General features: G+C 61.4%; 15 protein-coding genes. 3 read left to right on the forward strand and 12 right to left on the reverse strand.

Annotated elements, in window-relative coordinates; all coding sequences use genetic code 11:
- Positions 1-462, forward strand: a 462-nt coding sequence (locus PLJ71_13975) for a hypothetical protein (GenBank protein ID HQM49791.1), incomplete at its 5' end; no start/stop codon positions are given.
- A gap of 11 nt (positions 463-473) precedes the next feature.
- Here PLJ71_13975 and PLJ71_13980 read toward each other — a convergent pair.
- From PLJ71_13980 to PLJ71_13990, 3 genes are read right to left on the reverse strand one after another with little or no spacing between them, the layout of a single operon-like run.
- Positions 474-1298 (reverse strand): sugar phosphate isomerase/epimerase family protein, encoded by an 825-nt coding sequence (locus PLJ71_13980; GenBank protein HQM49792.1) that lies wholly within the window; start codon positions 1296-1298, stop codon positions 474-476.
- 12 nt (positions 1299-1310) lie between these two features.
- Positions 1311-2459: a Gfo/Idh/MocA family oxidoreductase gene (locus PLJ71_13985; GenBank protein HQM49793.1), complete on the reverse strand. Its 1149-nt coding sequence runs from the start codon at positions 2457-2459 to the stop codon at positions 1311-1313.
- Positions 2460-2503: 44 nt separating this feature from the next.
- Entirely contained in the window at positions 2504-3868 is a 1365-nt protein-coding gene (locus tag PLJ71_13990) for a glycosyl hydrolase (protein ID HQM49794.1), read from the reverse strand.
- Positions 3869-4310: 442 nt separating this feature from the next.
- On the opposite strand from PLJ71_13990, the gene PLJ71_13995 reads away from it, so the two are divergent.
- The gene (locus tag PLJ71_13995; GenBank protein HQM49795.1) at positions 4311-4550 is read left to right on the forward strand and encodes a hypothetical protein; all 240 of its coding nucleotides are present in this window, start codon (positions 4311-4313) and stop codon (positions 4548-4550) included.
- Here PLJ71_13995 and PLJ71_14000 read toward each other — a convergent pair.
- The 8 genes from PLJ71_14000 to PLJ71_14035 form a co-directional block, all read right to left on the reverse strand.
- Positions 4516-5712 (reverse strand): alpha/beta hydrolase family protein, encoded by a 1197-nt coding sequence (locus PLJ71_14000; GenBank protein ID HQM49796.1) that lies wholly within the window; start codon positions 5710-5712, stop codon positions 4516-4518. The two genes, PLJ71_13995 and PLJ71_14000, sit on opposite strands and share 35 nt — an antisense overlap.
- Positions 5713-5848: 136 nt before the next feature.
- Complete coding sequence (gene gguA, locus PLJ71_14005) at positions 5849-7354, reverse strand: sugar ABC transporter ATP-binding protein (GenBank protein HQM49797.1); 1506 nt, start codon at positions 7352-7354, stop codon at positions 5849-5851.
- Positions 7355-7442: 88 nt separating this feature from the next.
- Complete coding sequence (locus PLJ71_14010; GenBank protein HQM49798.1) at positions 7443-8474, reverse strand: iron ABC transporter permease; 1032 nt, start codon at positions 8472-8474, stop codon at positions 7443-7445.
- Entirely contained in the window at positions 8471-9277 is an 807-nt protein-coding gene (locus PLJ71_14015; protein HQM49799.1) for an ABC transporter ATP-binding protein, read from the reverse strand. Before PLJ71_14015 ends, PLJ71_14010 begins: the two co-directional genes overlap by 4 nt.
- Entirely contained in the window at positions 9261-10244 is a 984-nt protein-coding gene (locus PLJ71_14020; GenBank protein ID HQM49800.1) for a helical backbone metal receptor, read from the reverse strand. Before PLJ71_14020 ends, PLJ71_14015 begins: the two co-directional genes overlap by 17 nt.
- Positions 10245-10335: 91 nt before the next feature.
- The gene (locus PLJ71_14025) at positions 10336-11184 is read right to left on the reverse strand and encodes a PIG-L family deacetylase (protein ID HQM49801.1); all 849 of its coding nucleotides are present in this window, start codon (positions 11182-11184) and stop codon (positions 10336-10338) included.
- Between the two features lie 121 nt (positions 11185-11305).
- Entirely contained in the window at positions 11306-12703 is a 1398-nt protein-coding gene (locus PLJ71_14030) for an ROK family protein (GenBank protein HQM49802.1), read from the reverse strand.
- A 337-nt stretch (positions 12704-13040) separates the two neighbouring features.
- The gene (locus PLJ71_14035) at positions 13041-14252 is read right to left on the reverse strand and encodes a sialidase family protein (GenBank protein ID HQM49803.1); all 1212 of its coding nucleotides are present in this window, start codon (positions 14250-14252) and stop codon (positions 13041-13043) included.
- Between the two features lie 355 nt (positions 14253-14607).
- Between PLJ71_14035 and PLJ71_14040 the strand changes: the two genes are divergently transcribed.
- Positions 14608-17091: a hypothetical protein gene (locus PLJ71_14040; GenBank protein ID HQM49804.1), complete on the forward strand. Its 2484-nt coding sequence runs from the start codon at positions 14608-14610 to the stop codon at positions 17089-17091.
- Between the two features lie 29 nt (positions 17092-17120).
- Here PLJ71_14040 and PLJ71_14045 read toward each other — a convergent pair.
- Positions 17121-17819, reverse strand: a 699-nt coding sequence (locus tag PLJ71_14045) for a diacylglycerol kinase family protein (GenBank protein HQM49805.1), incomplete at its 5' end; no start/stop codon positions are given.

The following is a 17819-nucleotide window of genomic DNA, read 5'->3' on the forward strand; positions in this document are numbered from 1 at the left end:
GCCGACGGTTCAGATGTCGACGTTGACATCTCTTCGGGAAACGTCAAGATCAGCGGAACCGACAAGGACGGCGGCACTGTGAATGTGAACGTCGACCGGGGATCAGCAACCGTCACGTCTGAAGACGGCACAACGACCGCCGTCGTCGGCGCGGCCGCCAAGATCCCCGATGATTTTCCGAAAGACGTGCCGCAGTACGCAGGGATGGAAGTCCTCGCCGTGCAGCAGGATTCGGCCAGCGGCTCGGTCAGCGTTACCGCCCAATCTAAAGACGCCGTGGCCAAGATCGTCGCGTATTACAAGAAAGAGGCCGAGGCGAACGGCTGGGCCCAGGAATCCGAGATGAACCAGGCCGGCACGATGCACATGCTCGTGTACACCAAGAGCGGCCGGAACTTGAACCTCGTGCTCATGGGCGGCGACGACGGCACCCAGATCCAGTTGACCATCGCAAAAGAGTAGCGCTGCCCGCCTCAGCAGTGCTCGAGGTAGGCGGCCTTGACCTTCTCGAGAAACACGTGTTGATCGGTCGCCCACCACGCATCCGAAAAGATCTCGACCTCGATATCGCCCGTGAATCCCGCCCGCTCGACCCAGGATCGAATACCCCGGATATCGATGCAGCCTTCGCCCATCAGGCCCCGGTCGTTGAGCAGATCGCGAGTCGGCGTACGCCAGTCGCACACGTGAAACGAGAGAATGGTCTTGCCTGCCCGGCGGATTTCAGCCTCGAGCCTCGAGTCCCACCAGACGTGGTACACGTCGACTGTCACACCCACGTGATCGTCGCTGAGTTTCGCGGCCATATCGTTGGCATCCGTCAACGTATTCACGGCCGACCGCGCATCCGAGAACATGGGATGGAGGGCCTCGATGGAAAGTTTGACGCCGGCCGCTCTGGCGTCGGGCAGGACCGCCGCGATGCCGTCCGCGATCTGTTTGCGGGCTTCGTGGAGCGGCATGCCGGGTACCGCGCCGCAGACCAGCACGATGAGCGGCGCGCCGATGGCATGAGCCTCGTCGATCGCGCGGCGGTTGTCGTCGAGGGCGTTCCGGCGCTCCTCCCCCGACGCGGCAGGGAAGAATCCGCCCCGGCACAGACTGGTCACGCGCAATCCCGAATCCTTGAGCATGCGCGCCGATTCCTGCACGCCCTGCGGTTCAAGCCACTGGCGCCACACCGTCACGGCGGGCACGCCCGCCTTCCGGTAGTTGTCAAGACACTCGGCTAACGACCACGGTTTCGTCGTAATCGTGTGAATGCACAATCGCGAGAAATCGGTGAGCTTTTCCGCCATTTCGGATACTCCTTAGTCAAGGTCCGGCACGTCGACCCAGCGGCGCTCATGCCAGGACCGGTGCCCGAGTTCCGCGAGCTGCACGCCCTTCGCCCCCTCCTTGAGGTCCCACCGGAACGGTTCGTCTTTCACCACGTGCCGGAGGAAGAGTTCCCACTCGGCTTTGAACGCGTTTTCATAGACCTGGTTGTCGGGCATGCGCATCCAGTTCGCGTAATAGTCGATAGGACTGGGAATGTCGGGGTTCCAGACCGGTTTCGGGGTTACCGAATGCGGCTGGACATAGCACTCGCGGAGCCCCGCGACGGCAGAGCCTTTCATCCCGTCAACGTGAACCGTCAACAGGTCGTCGCGCCGCACCCGCGTGCACCACGACGAATTGAAGTGACAGATGATGCCGCGGTCCGTGATGAACGTGGCGTAGGCGGCGTCGTCCGTGTCGCAATCGAAGGGAGCGCCGTTCTCGTCCCGGCGTTTCTTGACATGGGTCGCGCCTACGCAACAGACCGAGGTGATGTTGCCGAAGAGGTTGTCGACAAGATAGCGCCAGTGGCACAGCATGTCGACGATGATGCCGCCGCCCTCGGCCTTGCGATAGTTCCACGACGGACGCTGCATCGGCTGATCCTCGCCCGTGAACACCCAGTAGCCGAACTCGCCGCGCACGGCCAGAAGCTCGCCGAAGAACCCCGTGTCCAGCAGATACTTCAGCTTGAGAAATCCCGGAAGCCACAGCTTGTCCTGCACCACCCCGTGCTTCACGCCCGCCTTCTTGGCAAGTTTGTACAGCTCATAGGCTTCCTTCGAGTTTGTGCCCGTGGGTTTCTCGCAGTAGACGTGTTTCCCGGCGTCGATGGCCTGTTTCACGCATTCGTACCGCCGCAGCGTCGTCTGCGCATCGAAATATACGTCATACCTGCTGTCAGACAGTGCCGCACCGAGTTCCGTGGTCCACGGCAGGCCGCCATGCGCCTGGGACAGCTTCTCGAGCTTGGCCGCGTTGCGCCCGACCAGCATGGGCTCGGGCATGATTGTCTCATCCGCGCCAACCTTGACCCCGCCTTGTGCGCGAATGGCCAGGAGCGACCGGATCAGGTGCTGATTGGTCCCCATCCGTCCCGTGACGCCGTTCATGATGATGCCCAGCTGATGAGTTTTCATTGCGCAATCCTCTCTTTTGGCACGCCTCGCCTTACCCGCATTCTCTACGCGAAAAACGTCAGATACGGCCCGCCTTTGATCTCACGCTGCAGATATACCGCCAGTTCCATGGCATGGTAATCGCCCCACATCGACGATTCGCCGAAAGGCACCTTTTTCCCGCGAGGCACGTAGTCCCATCCATTCGGCCGGTGATAGACCGAGTGCAGAATCAAACCGTGATGCGCCGGTTTCTCCGAGAGGTACGGCGGCGCAAACAGGGTTTTCGCGACGGTCAGTCCCGCCTGGTAGTACTTCTTCCCTTCACCTTCGATATCCAGCACATGCCCCAGCCGCAACAATCCCTGAGCGGAGATCACAGCCGCCGAACTGTCCACGGGCTCGTAGGGATTGTCCGGCTTCGAAGGTTCTTCCAGATGACGCGGCATCCTGGCCAGACCCGGCGCGCCCGTGTCCCAATACGGCACGCCGTCCGCCGGGGTGTTGGCAATGTAGAAGTCGGCGGTCGCTGTCGCCGCTTTGAGCATCATGTTGCGGATGGCCTTGCCGTCCCCGATTTGCTCCAATTCGCTGTCGCTGAAGGTATCCAGGCACTCCAACTCCTCGGCGTATCCCAGTATCACCCAGGCAAGGCCGCGCGTCCACGTGGTAAACGGCGAATATCCCTGTTGCGTGCTCGGACAGCGGTACTTGCCGTCCTTGGTGTTGAAGATGCTTTCGTGCGCGACCCGTCCCCGCACGTCGTACCGGTCCCGCCCCTCGCCATAGTACACATTGTACTGCGCGGTTGCCGCGGCATGCAGAATGCCGCGTTCCAACAGCGAAATGCGCGCATCGTTCTCGCCCATAAGACAGTGGCCGAGCTTGTGCGCGAGCATGAGCGAACGAACGGAGCGAATTGTATCGCTGAACAGCGAATGAGGACCGTTGAACGAGTAAATGTAGCCGGGACCGTAATACAGAGGGGTCCAGCGCGCCGCCTGGACCGCCCCCGAGACCTTCAACGCCATTTCGTAGAAGTGCATCGAATCAGGCGTCTCGAGTGTGCGGCCCTCTATCGCCAGGCGACGCAGGTTGCCGTACGTGGATATGTTGTTGAACCCGTGGTCATGCACTCCGATGTGGCTGACGTGCGGCGCCATATATCGGATGGTGTTCCCGCGGCCCATCGTAAAGAAGGCCGAGTCGTCCGTCGCGTCGAACTGCAGAATCTGGCACCCGAACTGAAACCCCTGGGTCCATTCCGTCCAGCCCCGCGCCGTGTACTTGCCTTGCCGCGTGAACACCGGCGAACCCGCCGCAGGGTCCCACGCCGTGTTCAACGCATGGATCTTCTTTCCGGACAGCTCGAAAAAGCGCTCCAATGCTTTTTCGAAACTCTTCGGAGTCAAACGACGATCAATCTTCACGGTGCTTCCCCACTTCCTTCAGAGAGACTCCTCTCCTCTTTGGCATAGCGCACCCGCTGAACTCAAATGATAGCCAATAAGACCGGTGTGGGACAATTCAGGGGCCGTAGCTACCCAAACGGAAATTCTGGGGGCTCTCAAAGACGTACGGAGCCGGCGGTATCAGTGGCATTGACAGACGATGCCGATGAGGGTACGGGGATGGGGAGACGCCAACATCCCGCTGTGTGGAGGGGAGTTCCGTGCGGCTTGATTGTTGTGGTGCTGCTTGGCTATCCCTCGATTGCCACGGTTTCGGTCCGTTCATCGTGTATCAGGGCAAGCGGTCTAGTACGACCCTAAGCTTGAGAAATACGCCGCCTACGGCCGGTTCGGCGGGGTCGGATGCCAAGCCGCCCGGACAGAATCTTCGGATTTTGTCCACTGGAGCGAGCCGGGGTTGGTGATTGCGCCTGATGAACGCGATGGTCCCAATACGCGGTTTTGCGGCATCAGCGTCGACCTCCGCGAAGGCATCTATACCGGAATGCTGTGGATGTTCTGGATCGAGCACACGAACGTGGGGCGGATTGATTTTCAGCTGTGCCACTCACGTGACGGCAAGACTTGGGTCCGCGATCCGGAGCGGATCGTGTTTGTACCTCTGACTATTGCTTCAGCCACTTTTCGAGCCATGCGATAGCGTCGTCTTGAGCCGGTATTTTAAGCGAATGGGGTTCGTCGTAATAGTTGCAGACGAACCGGTCCGCGGCGCCCATTTTCCCGTAGACGGCGGCGATCTTCTTTTCGGCCGCCTGCATGCCCTCGAGCGTAAACAGCGAATCCTTGAGACAGTTGATAACCATGAGCGGGTTGGGAGCGTTGAGGGTCACCACGTCGGGGAGGTCGAGGAAGTTGTGCTGCCGGGGCACGTAAACCATCCATGTGTGCGAATGGACGTGGTCGTACAGCAGTCCGCCGTAGGTGGTCATCCAGCCCGCGACAACGCCGCACTTGATGCGCGGGTCGAGAGCGAAAAGATGGGCGCTCCGGAAACCCCCGATCGAAAGGCCGAGGCACCCGATCCGCCCGGGATCCACCTCGGGGCGTGTCACGAGATAGTCCACACTCGCGCGGTCGCCCTGAAAGAGAATGCCGGGCCAGGTGGTGCCTGCGGCAAACATGGTCTTGGCCATCAAATCTTCGTGACGGGCGGCGACGGGATTGAAGAGCTGCACGTAATCGTTGGTTCCCGGCTCCTTATCCCGTAACTGTGCGGCAAAATGGCTCGGAATCTGGGTGACATCCAGGCGCTGCGCGCCAAAATAGAACGCGTCGGGCACAAGGACGACAAAACCGTGCCGCACGAGTTCATCCGCAAACGGCCGCCCCCCGTACGTGCCGTTGATGAGGTCCTGAAGCGCCTGCACCGGGTTCTCGGTCCCGGTAATCTTCTCTTTGCCGTAGTAATAAAAGCCGCTGTGACAATGCAGAGCCACCACGGCGGGGGCGGGCGCGTCGAGTCCGTCGGGAATGAGCAGAAAAGCCTCGGTCGCCCGGTCCGCCGCGATGTTATACCGAACGAGATGGCAGGTGTAACCGTTTTTCTTCACGGTTTCGAGGATTTCGGCGTTGGGCGCGGAAGGAACGGGGTCGTAGGAGAGGAGCTCATGCATCCGGTCGCGCCCCTGCCGCCGCCATGCGTCCGCGTCGGGCCAGTCCTGGGCGAGATACGAGAGGGGAAACGCGGAGCGTCCGGCGTAGTCCTCGAACATGGGAAAGAAATTGCCCACGTCGCTCCTGGGCTCGCGGGCGTCCGCGGCGCACAGCGCCAGGGGCAGGCAAATCAACAGCGAGGTGGCCATAGCGGATCTCCTGTTCTCTTTGAGATGTTCGAGTTTCCTCTGTACGCCTTTGGCTGCTGAAATACGCGCGCTTTTTCGGCAGGACCGCGTCCGCTCGCGACGGATTGCGTTAGCCCGGGCGGCTCTCGGCGCTGCGCTAGACCTTGGCCAGCGTTTCGCCCGTTGCGAGGCGCATGATGCGTTCCTGATCGGCTTCGGCGCGCGGCAATTCCCCAGCCAGATGCCCCTCATGCATGACGAGAATGCGGTCGCACATGCCCAATACCTCGGGCAATTCGCTCGAGATCATCAGGATGCAAACACCGTTGCGGACCAGCTCGTTCATCAGCTTATAGATCTCCACCTTCGCCCCTACGTCGATACCGCGCGTGGGCTCGTCGAAGATCAGCACCCGGCAATCCGTGAAGAGCCACTTGGCCAAAACGAGTTTCTGCTGGTTGCCGCCGCTGAGGTTCTGGGCTGTCTGCTCGATCGTAGGGGTCTTGATGCGCAGTTCGTCCACGTATTTGAGGGTCACCTGCCGTTCACGCCCGCGGTCCACAAAAAGAAACTTGACCAGGTCCTTCAGATTGGCCAGGGTCGTGTTTTCGCGCACCGTCATGCCCAGCACAAGACCCTGGTTCTTGCGGTCCTCGGTGAGCAATCCGATCCCCTGGCGGATGGCATCCTGGGGCGAGGTGACGGTAATGGGAACGCCATTCAAAAACAGTTGGCCGGCTTCGATCTTGTCGGCGCCGAAGATCGCCCGGGCAACCTCGGTGCGGCCCGCGCCAACCAGTCCCGTCAACCCCATGAGCTCCCCCTTGTGCAGACTGAAACTGATGTCCTGGAAAGAGCCGCCGATGGACATATGCTCGACACGAAGGACCTCTTCGCCGCGCTCAAAATGCTCCTTGGGTAACTCGTCCTTGAGTTCACGGCCGACCATCATGTGGATGATGTCTTCGCGGCGCATGTCGGAAACGTCGTGGGTGCCGATGTACTGTCCATCGCGCATAACGGTGACCCGGTCGCCTATCTCGAAGATCTCTTCGAGGCGGTGCGAGATATAGATCATGCCGATGCCGTCTTTCTTCAGCCCGCGAATCAGGTCAAACAGCGCCTTGAGTTCGTGATCGGTAAGCGTGGCTGACGGCTCGTCCATAACAATGACTTTCGAGCTGAACGACAATGCCTTGGCGATCTCGACGATCTGCTGCTGAGCGACGCTGCATTCATTGACCGGCTTGCGCACATCGAGATCGGTGCGCACCCGCCCGAGAAGTTCGCGAGCGTCTCGGTACATCTTCGACCAATCGATGAAAGGCGTTTTGCCCAGGCGAGGCTCGCGCCCCAGGAAGATATTCTCCGCCACGCTGAGGAATGGACTCAGATTGAACTCCTGGTAGATCATGCTGATGCCAAGCTGCTGGGCCTGGTGCGGCGAGGTAATGGCGACCGGCTCTCCCGATAGGCGGATCTCCCCGGAGTCCATCGGGATCGCGCCTGCCAGAACCTTCATGAGAGTGGACTTTCCCGCGCCGTTCTCGCCCACGAGGCAATGCACCTCGCCGGGGCGAAGGGTCAGCTGGCCGTGATCCACCGCCAAAACGCCCGGAAAGCGCTTGACGATATTCTGCATCTCCAGGACATACTCGCTCATCGGCACGACTCCATCGAGGGTTTTCCGAGGCGTTAGCCTACCCTTTTTGATTCCAGGTTCGCAAGGAGGCTGTGCCCGCGGTTGCCGGTCAGGTTTCCCAGTCGCCGAAGTTCCGGCGAATCAGGAGGTACAGGAAAAACGGCCCGCCGATAAACGCCGTGATAATACCAATGGGGGTTTCGCCGGGGAAAACGACGCGGGCGAAGATGTCGCACAGACACAGGAAAGCCCCTCCCGCGGCAAACGAAAGCGGCATCAGCAGACGGTGACGGGACCCCGTCAGGCTGCGCACGGCATGGGGCACGATGAGTCCCACAAAACCTATGGGGCCGGCTTCCGAGACAATCACGGCGGTCAGCAACGAACCAAGAAGAAATGTGGTGGTCTGGAGACGGCGGACGTTTACGCCGCGCCCCTGGGCCACCTCGGCGCCGAACCCCAGTTGGTCGAATTTCGGGGCCTGCAACAGAAGAATCAGGCTGCAGGGCAACACCCCGGCAGCCAACGTCGCCACCGGCTCATAACCGATGACGTCGACCCCGCCCATCAGCCAGCGCTCCATCATGGCCAGCATGCCGGGGTCCGACAGGAACCGCACGAGCATCATGCCGGCGTTAGAGAGCATCCCGAGAGTGATACCCGCCAACAGCAGAACCGACGACGAGACATGATGCCTGCGCACGGCCATGAGGTAGATGAGGGAAACGTCAAGCAGCGCGAAAACAAACGCAAACACCTGTACGGGCGAGAAACCCCAGAGCGCCACGGTCAGGCCGATCGAACGCATCAAAACGCTCGCCGTGTACGCCCCGAATGCCCCCGCGCTGGCCACTCCCAGGGTGTAGGGAGTAGCGAGCGGGTTACGCAGAAGCGCCTGGAACACGCAGCCCGCCAGGGCGAGGCCGCCACCGGCAAGCAGCGCCGCCAGAGTCCGGGGAAGCCGGTGCTCGACCACAATCGCCAGCTCGGGGGATTCGGCCAGCGTGCGGCCCGCGCGCCAATCCCGCCACGCGGTGGCGAGGCTGATGGATTCGCTGCCGATGCCGATGCTGGCAACGACCGCCGCAAGCGAGGCCGCCACCAGCGCGAGCGCGACAATGCCCGTATGACGCCGTTTCATGGCTCCGCTCCCCTGGCCGCCCCCGGTTCAGGACATACCAGCGGCGTGCCCGTAATGGGGTGTTCGGTCACCATGATGGACGACTCGTACGCCTCGGACAGCAGTTCCGATGTCAGCACCTGTTTCGGCGTCCCCTGTGCGGCGATACGGGCCCGCAAGGTCATGAGAACGAGATGGTCGCAGAATTGCCCCGCGACGTTCAGATCGTGGGTCACGACCGCCACGCCATATCCGTTGCCGGCCAACTCGCGCAGGAGCGTGAAGATCTCAGCCTGGTGGTGAATATCGAGGGCCGCGGTAGGCTCGTCCAGCAACAGCAGATCGGGTTCCTGCGCCAGGATGCTGGCGAGAAGGACCCGCTGCCGTTCGCCCCCGGACAGCGTGCCGAAATCGCGATGACGCAGTCCCTCGGTTTCGGTCTCGCGCATGCATCGTAACGCGACTTCGCGGTCGCGTGCGGACGGCGCTCCCAGAGGCCCGAGCCGCGGATACCGTCCCAGGAGCACAACCTCGAAGGCGGTCAGGGCGAACGCCGGGGTGACGGTCTGCGGCAGGAAGGCCAGCATCTTGGCGCGCTCACGGTTGCTGACGGCGCGCAGCGGCAGGCCGTCAAGCAACACCTCCCCATTATCGGGATGCAGGAATCCGCAGAGGATGCGCAAAAACGTGCTCTTCCCTGACCCGTTGGGCCCGATGACACCCACCACCTCGCCGCCGCTTACGACCGCGTCGACACTGGCGAGGACAGGAGCCTCGGCCACATACGAAAACGATACGGCTTGTGATTCAAGGCGTCTGCCCATGATTCCTCAACGTCATTTCGAGGTCAGGATACAACAACGAGGCCAGCTTCGCCGCGATCTCCGGCGCGCGAGGTCCCGGGCGCAACGCATGGGATTCGGTCACAAGAAAGAGCCGGTTATTCTGCACGGCCGGCAGCGAGGGCATTTGTTGCCAATCCGCGATGTACTGCGCTTTCAAGTCTTCCGAGAGCGATTCGCCGGCATGGAACTCGATGACGGCCTCGGGGGCGCGCATGACCACCGTCTCTTTTGACGCTTCGATGTACGGCTGTCCGGCATCCTCATACAAATTGTCGCCGCCCGCCGCGGCAACAAGCTCCGACACGAACGACGTGCCGCCAACCGTGTGAAAATTGGCCATGTCGTGCAACTGGCGGCCCGTGAGGATGAGCACTTTCGTGCGGGGCCTCGACGCCACGGCATCCCGAGCCGCTTCGAGGTCAGCGTCGAACGCCTGCACCAGGTCTTCCGCCTCTTTCGGACATCCCAGGCGCGCGCCGATGAGCCGCATGCCTTCCCGGATGGTGTCGAGGCTGTCCATGTTGACCCGGAGCAGTTCAAAACCCCGTATCTCGGCCAGTTCGGTCACCCGTTCATGTTCGCCTTGCACAATGACCAGATCGGGCTTCAGGGCAGTGACTTTCTCGAGGTTGGGGTTCTGCCATCCGCCCACGCGTTCAAGACGTTCGGTTTCGGGAGGGAAATCGCAAAAATCCGACACTGCTATGACCTGGCTGCCTTTCCCGAGGGCGAACACGGTTTCGGTGATGTGAGGCGCAAAGGTGATGATACGTTCACTGGGAGCAGGCGTGTCGAGCGGCGGAAAGGCCTGCGTGCCAGCTACGGCGCTATCCCCCGCCGGGACCTCAACCTTGCCTCCGCAGCCTTCGCAAAGAGCCAAGAGGCCGGCGGCAGACACGCAAAGCGCAGCTCTTACGAGCGCGTTGCGGCGGCGCCTTTCTTGCATCGGTTTCACCGGTATCGCGCCTCCCAGCGGCTGGGGTTGGGTCAAAAGCGGGGCAGCCTCATACGTGCGCGGCTGCCCCTGACGAAATCCGTTACGAAAGTTTTGCCAGACGCGCCCCGACCTCGTCCGCGAAGTGCTGGATGTACTCCTGCACGTAGACGGCCGGGTCCTTGCCGGGGTCCGCTACGAGGGGAGTCAGGTCCATGGCGAAATTCATGCCGGTGGTCACATCCACGCCGTGGGACGCAAAATACGTTGCATGTGCTTTGCGGCGGCCCATGGTGGCCAGGTCGTAGCGCTTCCCGCCGCAAATCTGGGAGTCGAATACGCCGAGCAAGGCCGCCTGAAGGCTTTCGTGAGCCGACGCGTCCATGGCCACCTTATCCGCGTCGCACAGCCAGTCGAGGTCGCGCCACACCTCGCAGCCGAGGAGCCGCTTGGGACGGTCGGCCTTCGGTAACGCGCGGATGGCCTCGATGACCTTCAGCGTGACGCCGACGTGGGTGTCATGCTTGTCGGCCAGGTTGTGGGTGTAGACGACCTCGGGCTTCGCCGTTTCCAGAATCAGTTTCAAATCGGCCACGGGATTCGTGTTGGCGCCGTCCTTGATGGCGGAGCTGGGGTAATCGAGCAGGACCTGCGCGGCGTATTCGCCCACCACGGCGGCCTTCTTCTGCTCCTTGAAGCGCACCAGCCGCATTTCATCGTCCGTGTAGTCCTTGTAGACGTCATCGCGGGGCGAGCCGCTTCCATTGGTGACGACCACGCCCGTATACCATTTGTCGGTCTGCTGGAAGCAGGCCATGATGCCCTCGAAGGACATGATCTCAAGGTCATCCTGGTGCGCGCCTACGGCCATATGAGTGGTGCGCGCCAAAGCCTCCTTCGCAGGCAGGCCGTCCGGCACAAAAAGTTCCGCGGTCTCCAGTGTGAATTTCATGTTCTCCTCCCGAAATCGCCACTCTCGCGATATCTCCAAACGAAATTGCATTCATCCCCGCTCCCGAAAACGGCGGCGGGAACCCTAATCTCCTGCTGCAAACCGGGCCCGGCCAAACCGCCTACCGGATGGCAGGCAGGCTCGCGGCCGCGATGGACTGGCCCACGCGACGGCTCTTTTCATCGGGCAACTGAATGTTCACCGACGAGGCGATATGCGGAAACTCGGCTTTCAACACCTCTTTGGCGCCTTCCAGAATGAGATCGCCGCCTCTCCCCGATGTGCACCGTCCCAGGATCAGCACGTGTTTCAGCTCGTAGAAATCGGCGTAATGGGCAATGGCGTACCCCATGTAGCAGCCCATGCTGCGCCAGATGTTGACGGCGCCCTCGTGGCCTTCTTCCAGCTCTTCTTGCACCGCTTTCAGCTTCTCCGCATCCGTGACGCCAGCCGGCAGCTCGATCCCGGCCTTCGGCGCAAGACGGAACACGCATTGCTGCGAGAAATACAGCGCGCCTACGCCCCGGTCGCCCGACCACTCGTCCGCGGGCGCTCCCTCACTGTAGTCCACGGGGCAGAACGCAAGCTCGTTAAGCCAGCCGGTGATGTTGCCGTCCATCGTGACGTATCCGCCCGCCTCGCTCGAGCCAAGGGCAATACCGAGCACGCCGTTGTCTTCCAGCGACATGGAGCCCGCCAGCGCCGTGACTTCGCCATCGTTGACGACGTTCAAGGGCACCCCCATCTCCTCGCGGATGCGCAAGAACATATTGCGCACCTGCCCGAACTTATCCTTGGGCACGCCGCGAAACAACGATGCGATCATGGGGCGATCGTTGATGTACACGCCGGCGGAACTGCCCCCGATCGCGTCCACGCGCTCCATCTTGGATGCGGCGGTCTTGATGGCTTTCATGACCTCCTCGTAGTGGTACGTGGGATCGGTATTCTTGCGCGGCTCCCAGACGACTTCCTCGCTGAACACCGCCTCGCCGTTGACCACGGCTGACACTTTGCGATCCGATGCCCCCAGATCGAACCCGATGCGGCAACCGTCGAGGTGACGCCCGAGCGGCTGTGTGCTCTCCTTCTCAGGGGGCACGTCTTCCGCCCTGCAGATTTCGACCGTGAACGTCGTCTCGTACACATCCTCGCCCATGAAGTGGTAATCGAATGCGCGGATACCATCGGGCGAATAGCATTTGGCGATGTGCGCGCCCACGCTCTTCGGGCCGCCCACGTACACCTTCCAACCCCCGCGCTGCCACAACAAGAATTTGACCAGACGCTCGGCATACATCAGGTTCGCATCCGCCCGCTTGTGACCCTCAGGGAACGCAACCGTTTCATAACGCGAAACTGAGCCATCGGACCGCTCCAGTCCTAATACCAGCGGAACGCCCGCGCCCGAATCATGTACTTCCTTTACAAACGCATGATTGGCCAGGACGGCGGGACGGAACCCCGGATCCAACGGCGGCACGAATTTCGGTTCGACGAGTCTAAAAGCGTTCGACATGTCTACCTTCCCCTGTTCTAGTCTACGTTTACCGGCGCACCGGGCGCTGCTGCCGCGCGAGCAGCCCGCGCGGCGTCCGGCGCGCCCCGTGCTTCCGCAGGTTTGAGCCATCAAAAAGACACCCTGACACCGCCTCGCAATAGCTGAACGCCGAGGCCATGGGCGCTTTCTGAAGGATTGCACAAATATACCACACGCGCTCCACAACAAGGAAATGCGCGTGAAACGCCCCAATTTCAAGGTTTGCCACGCATCAGCCGGGCTCTGAGCGATGACCCGTACCGTCTCGCCCGCGGCTGCCTGCAGACACGCCGCGCCATGGTGTTCACAACGATTGTCATTGGTCCGGCAGCACGCTCAACCAGTACTTGTAGCAGTCGGCAGTGGCCCAGTGTTCGCCGGGGCGCTCACCGTAAAGCGTGATCAGCAACTCCAATTCATGTGTTTCGCGGTTCTCCAGAAGAGAGAAGTTCGAGAACTGAATCTGGTCGGATTGTCCGGGTTGACGGTCGTCGATCACCGTTACGGTGTCGCGTTGAAGAGCCGGTATCTTTTCTTCAACCTCCGCGATGATTAGCGGGTATCGAGGCCAGTTGCCCTTCGGAGGTACTGGCGAGATGTTCCCGACGTAGAACAGCTTGCCCGTGGCGCTGTGCCGAATCAGGCCGCACATTGTAGACGGCGTATAGAAAGACGAGCCATCGTCGTACGTGAGTTCTCGGATGTCGCCAAAAGTCATGCCGCCGTCCGAGGACACGGCGTACCATCGCCGTCCTGGCGTTTCGGGCGTGTCGGAACCCCGGAGGAGCATGAGCACCCCTCCATCCTTCAACTCGGCGATTGCCGGTTCCGCCATGCCTCGCGAGGTAATTCTCGGTGACCCGCTGATTCGGTTCCCGGCAATCCAATCATAGTCGTTCGTGTTGGAATTCCACCGACCGATGAAACACATCGCGCCGTATTTCTCCGGTCTCGCCTCGTTATCAGGATCATCGGGGGCGTTAGCATGTCCGACGCACACGAGAATGGCGCGGTTGCTATGACGAATAATGCCTGTGGGAGTGCCCTGGTTCTTTGTGATATAGCCTTGTTTCAAAGGGTCGCCGGCATCGAAGTCCTCGCCGTCTTCATAGCGAAGCTGCTTCAGGGCAGTCCAGCTTCTGCCCTGGTCGCGGGAAATGTGGAAATAGCTGTGACTGTTGTAGGCGGCGCCCTGCCGAATGACGCGGACCCAGGCCTCCAGCAGAACGCCTGCCGACACATCATAAAACCGCGCGCCGCCGCCCTCCTGAACCAGAATCCCCTTCAGGGTTCTGTTCGCGTTGGGGACAGGGCGATACTCCGACCACGTACGCCCGTTGTCTTCGGAAAAACGCTCGTTCACTTCATCCCAGACATCGCTGACGGACTCGAACGCGTGAATCTGCCACCGCTCGAGACCGGGCCCGACATAACACTCGCACACGCACGGGGCGCATTCAGGACTCGGATGCTTTTCATAGAGTTCTTTCCGGATGCTGACGACGGGCTCGTTGACCGTCCAAGGCATGGACGTCTCCTGACCGAAACAGGCGGCGTGTCCCAAAGCGGCGAGCGCCAAACAAAGAACCATGGGGCTGCATCGAGCGCTGGACCCGGAACTGATCGTCAACATGGCTATTGACCTCACTTCCATCCCTGCTGCAAGGGGGCAGGCGCGCGTCCAGCCTCACCGCGGGCTTGTTTCAACGCGCGTTACTCGAAGAAGAAGCCATGATATCATGCGGCCTGCATTTTGAAAGCCGGTCTTGGCCCGCAGCGCGCGCCAAGTTTGAAGCTGCGGAGCAAGGGTATACTCTGTTATTGTAAGAAATGCAGAACGCGCGAGCACTTCCTTGAAGGAGTCTGCGAAAAGGAGGCATGAAATGATGTCCGTGCGCTACGTGATCGGCGGGTTGCAGTTCGTTTGCGCCGCTTTCCTTCTAACCATACTCTTGGGTTGCCTGGCAGCCGGCGCTGACGCCGTTGCGGCTCCCGTAGACAACGACGCCCCGCTTCAACTGGATTCGGCGGTCGTGGTAACGCCGGCCGATGCGAGCCGTCCCGAACAGAAGGCGGTCGAAATGCTGCTCGACGAGGTCGAGAAAAGGACCACGCTCCGCTGGAAGGTGGTTCACGAGTGGCCCGCCGGCGCTGAACCGGTCATCGCGGTAGGAACGCCAGCGTCGCTTAGCGCATGCGCGGCGCCTGTGGCGGACGATATCTCAGCCAGCACGCCAGAGAGCCCCGAAGGATATGTGCTTCGCGTCATTCCCGGCCGCACTCCGGCTGTAGTATTGGTAGCGGGCCACGACCCACGCGGCGTGTTGTTCGGCGTGGGCCGCCTGTTACGCGAATTGCGTATGTCGCGCGGCGCGGCAAGCCTGTCACCGGCAACGGCCATCAATACCGCGCCGGTCTGTGCATTGCGCGGCCATCAGTTGGGCTTCCGCCCGAAGGTGAACACCTACGACGCGTGGAATCTGCCAATGTGGGAGCAGTATTACCGCGACCTCGCCGTTTTTGGAACCAACGCCGTGGAACTGATGCCCCCCAAGACGGACGACGCCCCCGACAGCCCCCATTTCCCGCTGCCGCAGATCGAGATGATGGCCAGGTTGTCGCAGTTGGCCGATGATTACGGCCTCTCGGTCTGGATTTGGCATCCCGCACTGGCCAAAGACTACTCCGACCCCGCAACCGTAGCCCAAGAACTGGAAGAATGGGGTAGCGTATTCGAGAAATTGCCGCGCATCGACGCGGTGTTCGTGCCGGGCGGGGACCCCGGCCACACGCAGCCAAAATACATGATGGCCCTGCTGGAAAAACAGACCGAAGTGCTCCATCGCACGCACCCGAACGCGCAAATGTGGATGTCGCCTCAGGGGTTCACTAAGGAATGGATGGATGAATGGCTGGAGATCATGCGCTCACAGAAGCCCGCGTGGTTGTCGGGCGTCGTGTTCGGCCCCCAGAATCGCCTGAGCCTCTCCGAACTGCGCGAAACCCTCCCCGCCCAGTATCCCATTCGCCATTATCCCGACATCACTCACAGCTACTGCTGCCAATATCCCGTGCAAGACTGGGATACAGCGTACAAATTGACCCAGGACCGCGAAGTTATCAATCCGCGCCCGCGAGACTTCGCGCGCATATTCCGCTGGAGCCTTCCGTATACGAACGGTTTCATCACCTACTCGGAAGGCGTCAATGACGACGTCAACAAGATGCTGTGGAGCGCCTTGGGCTGGGACCCCGATGCGAACGTGTACGATATCCTCCGGCAGTACGCCCGCTACTTTGTCGGGATTGACCTTGAACATGATTTCGCCCGGGCCCTTCTGGCTCTCGAACAGAACTGGCAGGGACCGCTGCTCGCCAATGCCAGCGTGATGACTACCCTGCGGCAGGTGCAAGACATGGAGCGGTCGGTAACGCCGCAAACGTTGTTGAACTGGCGTTTTCAGCAGGTGCTCTACCGCGCGTACTACGACGCGTATGTCCGCCGCCGCCTCATCTACGAGACCGAACTCGAGGAGCGCGCCATGGACGTCCTGCGGCACGCCAAGGACATTGGTTCGCAGCTCGCCCTTGCCGAGGCCGAGGCCATATTGGACCGCGCCCCCTTGGAACAGGTCGGGCTGGACCTGCGCGGCCGCGTGAGCGATATGGCCGAAGCCCTTTACCAGAGCGTCCATATGCAGCTCAGCGTCCCGCGGTACAAGGCCATAAGCGTGGGGCGCGGGGCAAACTTCGACCTCATCGACAGACCGTTGAATAACCGCCTCTGGCTGAAGCCCCGGTTCGCCGAGCTGCGGCAACTCGAAAGCGAACAGGAACGCATCAACGGAATCCAGGCAATCCTCGACTGGACAAACCCCGGTCCGGGCGGGTTCTACGATGAATTGGGCAACCCGCTTCAACAACCTCACCTCGTGCGCGACCTCACGACCGATTTCGATCCCGAGAACCGGGTCAACCCGCTGCTCGGCTACGAAGATGAGCCGGCCGACCGGCGCATGTCATGGTTCTGTGACGCCGAGACGCGATTTGAAGCCCCTCTGGTAATGCGGTACGAAGACCTGGACCCGAATGCGGAATACAAGGTTCGCGCGGTCTATGCCGGCGACAAGTTCGACACGGAACTCAGACTCCTCGCCGACGACACCATCGAGGTGCATCCTTTCATCGCCAAACAAGTGCCTATCGGCCCTGTCGAATTCGACATCCCCAAAGAGGCGACCGCCGACGGCGCGCTCACACTCACCTGGTGCCAGACGCCCGGACGGGGCAGCGCAGGGCGCGGATGTCAGATAGCCGAGGTCTGGCTGATAAAGAAACCGCCTGAGGCCGCAAAGAGCGGCAAATAGAATGGCCGTCACCGGCCCGGCAGCTGCCGTCACGGCGCGATAAGCACATCGCTCGCGTGGGGAAGCACCCGGAAATCGGCGGGGATCGTACCGGCCGGGTCGCCGTCCAATTGAAGCGGCGCGGAGATGTCGCCCGCCGGTTCCAGATGGACGCGGCGGCCCTGAACATACACCAAATCCTTGCGCTCCGGGAACGACGCCAGCAAGGAACCCGCAGCCAGGGAAATCAGCTTTGAGAGATTCAGTTCCTTTACCGCAACGACGTCGAGCAGACCATCATCGGTCTTGGCCCTGGGCGCGGCCCGAAACCTGCCCGCGGAGTACGGGCAGTTTCCCACGACCACGTAAGGAGCGGCTGCACACACTTCGCGGTCATCGACCGTTACACGTATCTTGGGATAAGCATAGTCCCGCGCGGTCTGAATGGTAGGAGCTATCCACCGCCAGAAGCCGAGTTTCCCGGCCCGTTGTTCTCGTACACGCGCCGCGACCGCCGCGTCGAACCCGGCGCCGCCGCCAAGGATCACGCGTCGTCCGCCACATTCGAGCAAGTCCATAGGACGCGTCCGGCCGGCCTCGATCCACGCAGCCAAGGGTTCGGGCCGTCTGGGAAAGTGCAGTTCGCGCGCTACCACATTCACGGAACCGGCGGGCACGATGGCCAGGGAAAGTCTCCGCTCGCCCATGCCGTTCACCACCTCGTTGACGGTGCCGTCGCCCCCGACCAC

The sequence above is a fragment of the Candidatus Hydrogenedentota bacterium genome, assembly GCA_035416745.1.
Classification (GTDB): Bacteria; Hydrogenedentota; Hydrogenedentia; order Hydrogenedentales; family SLHB01; genus UBA2224.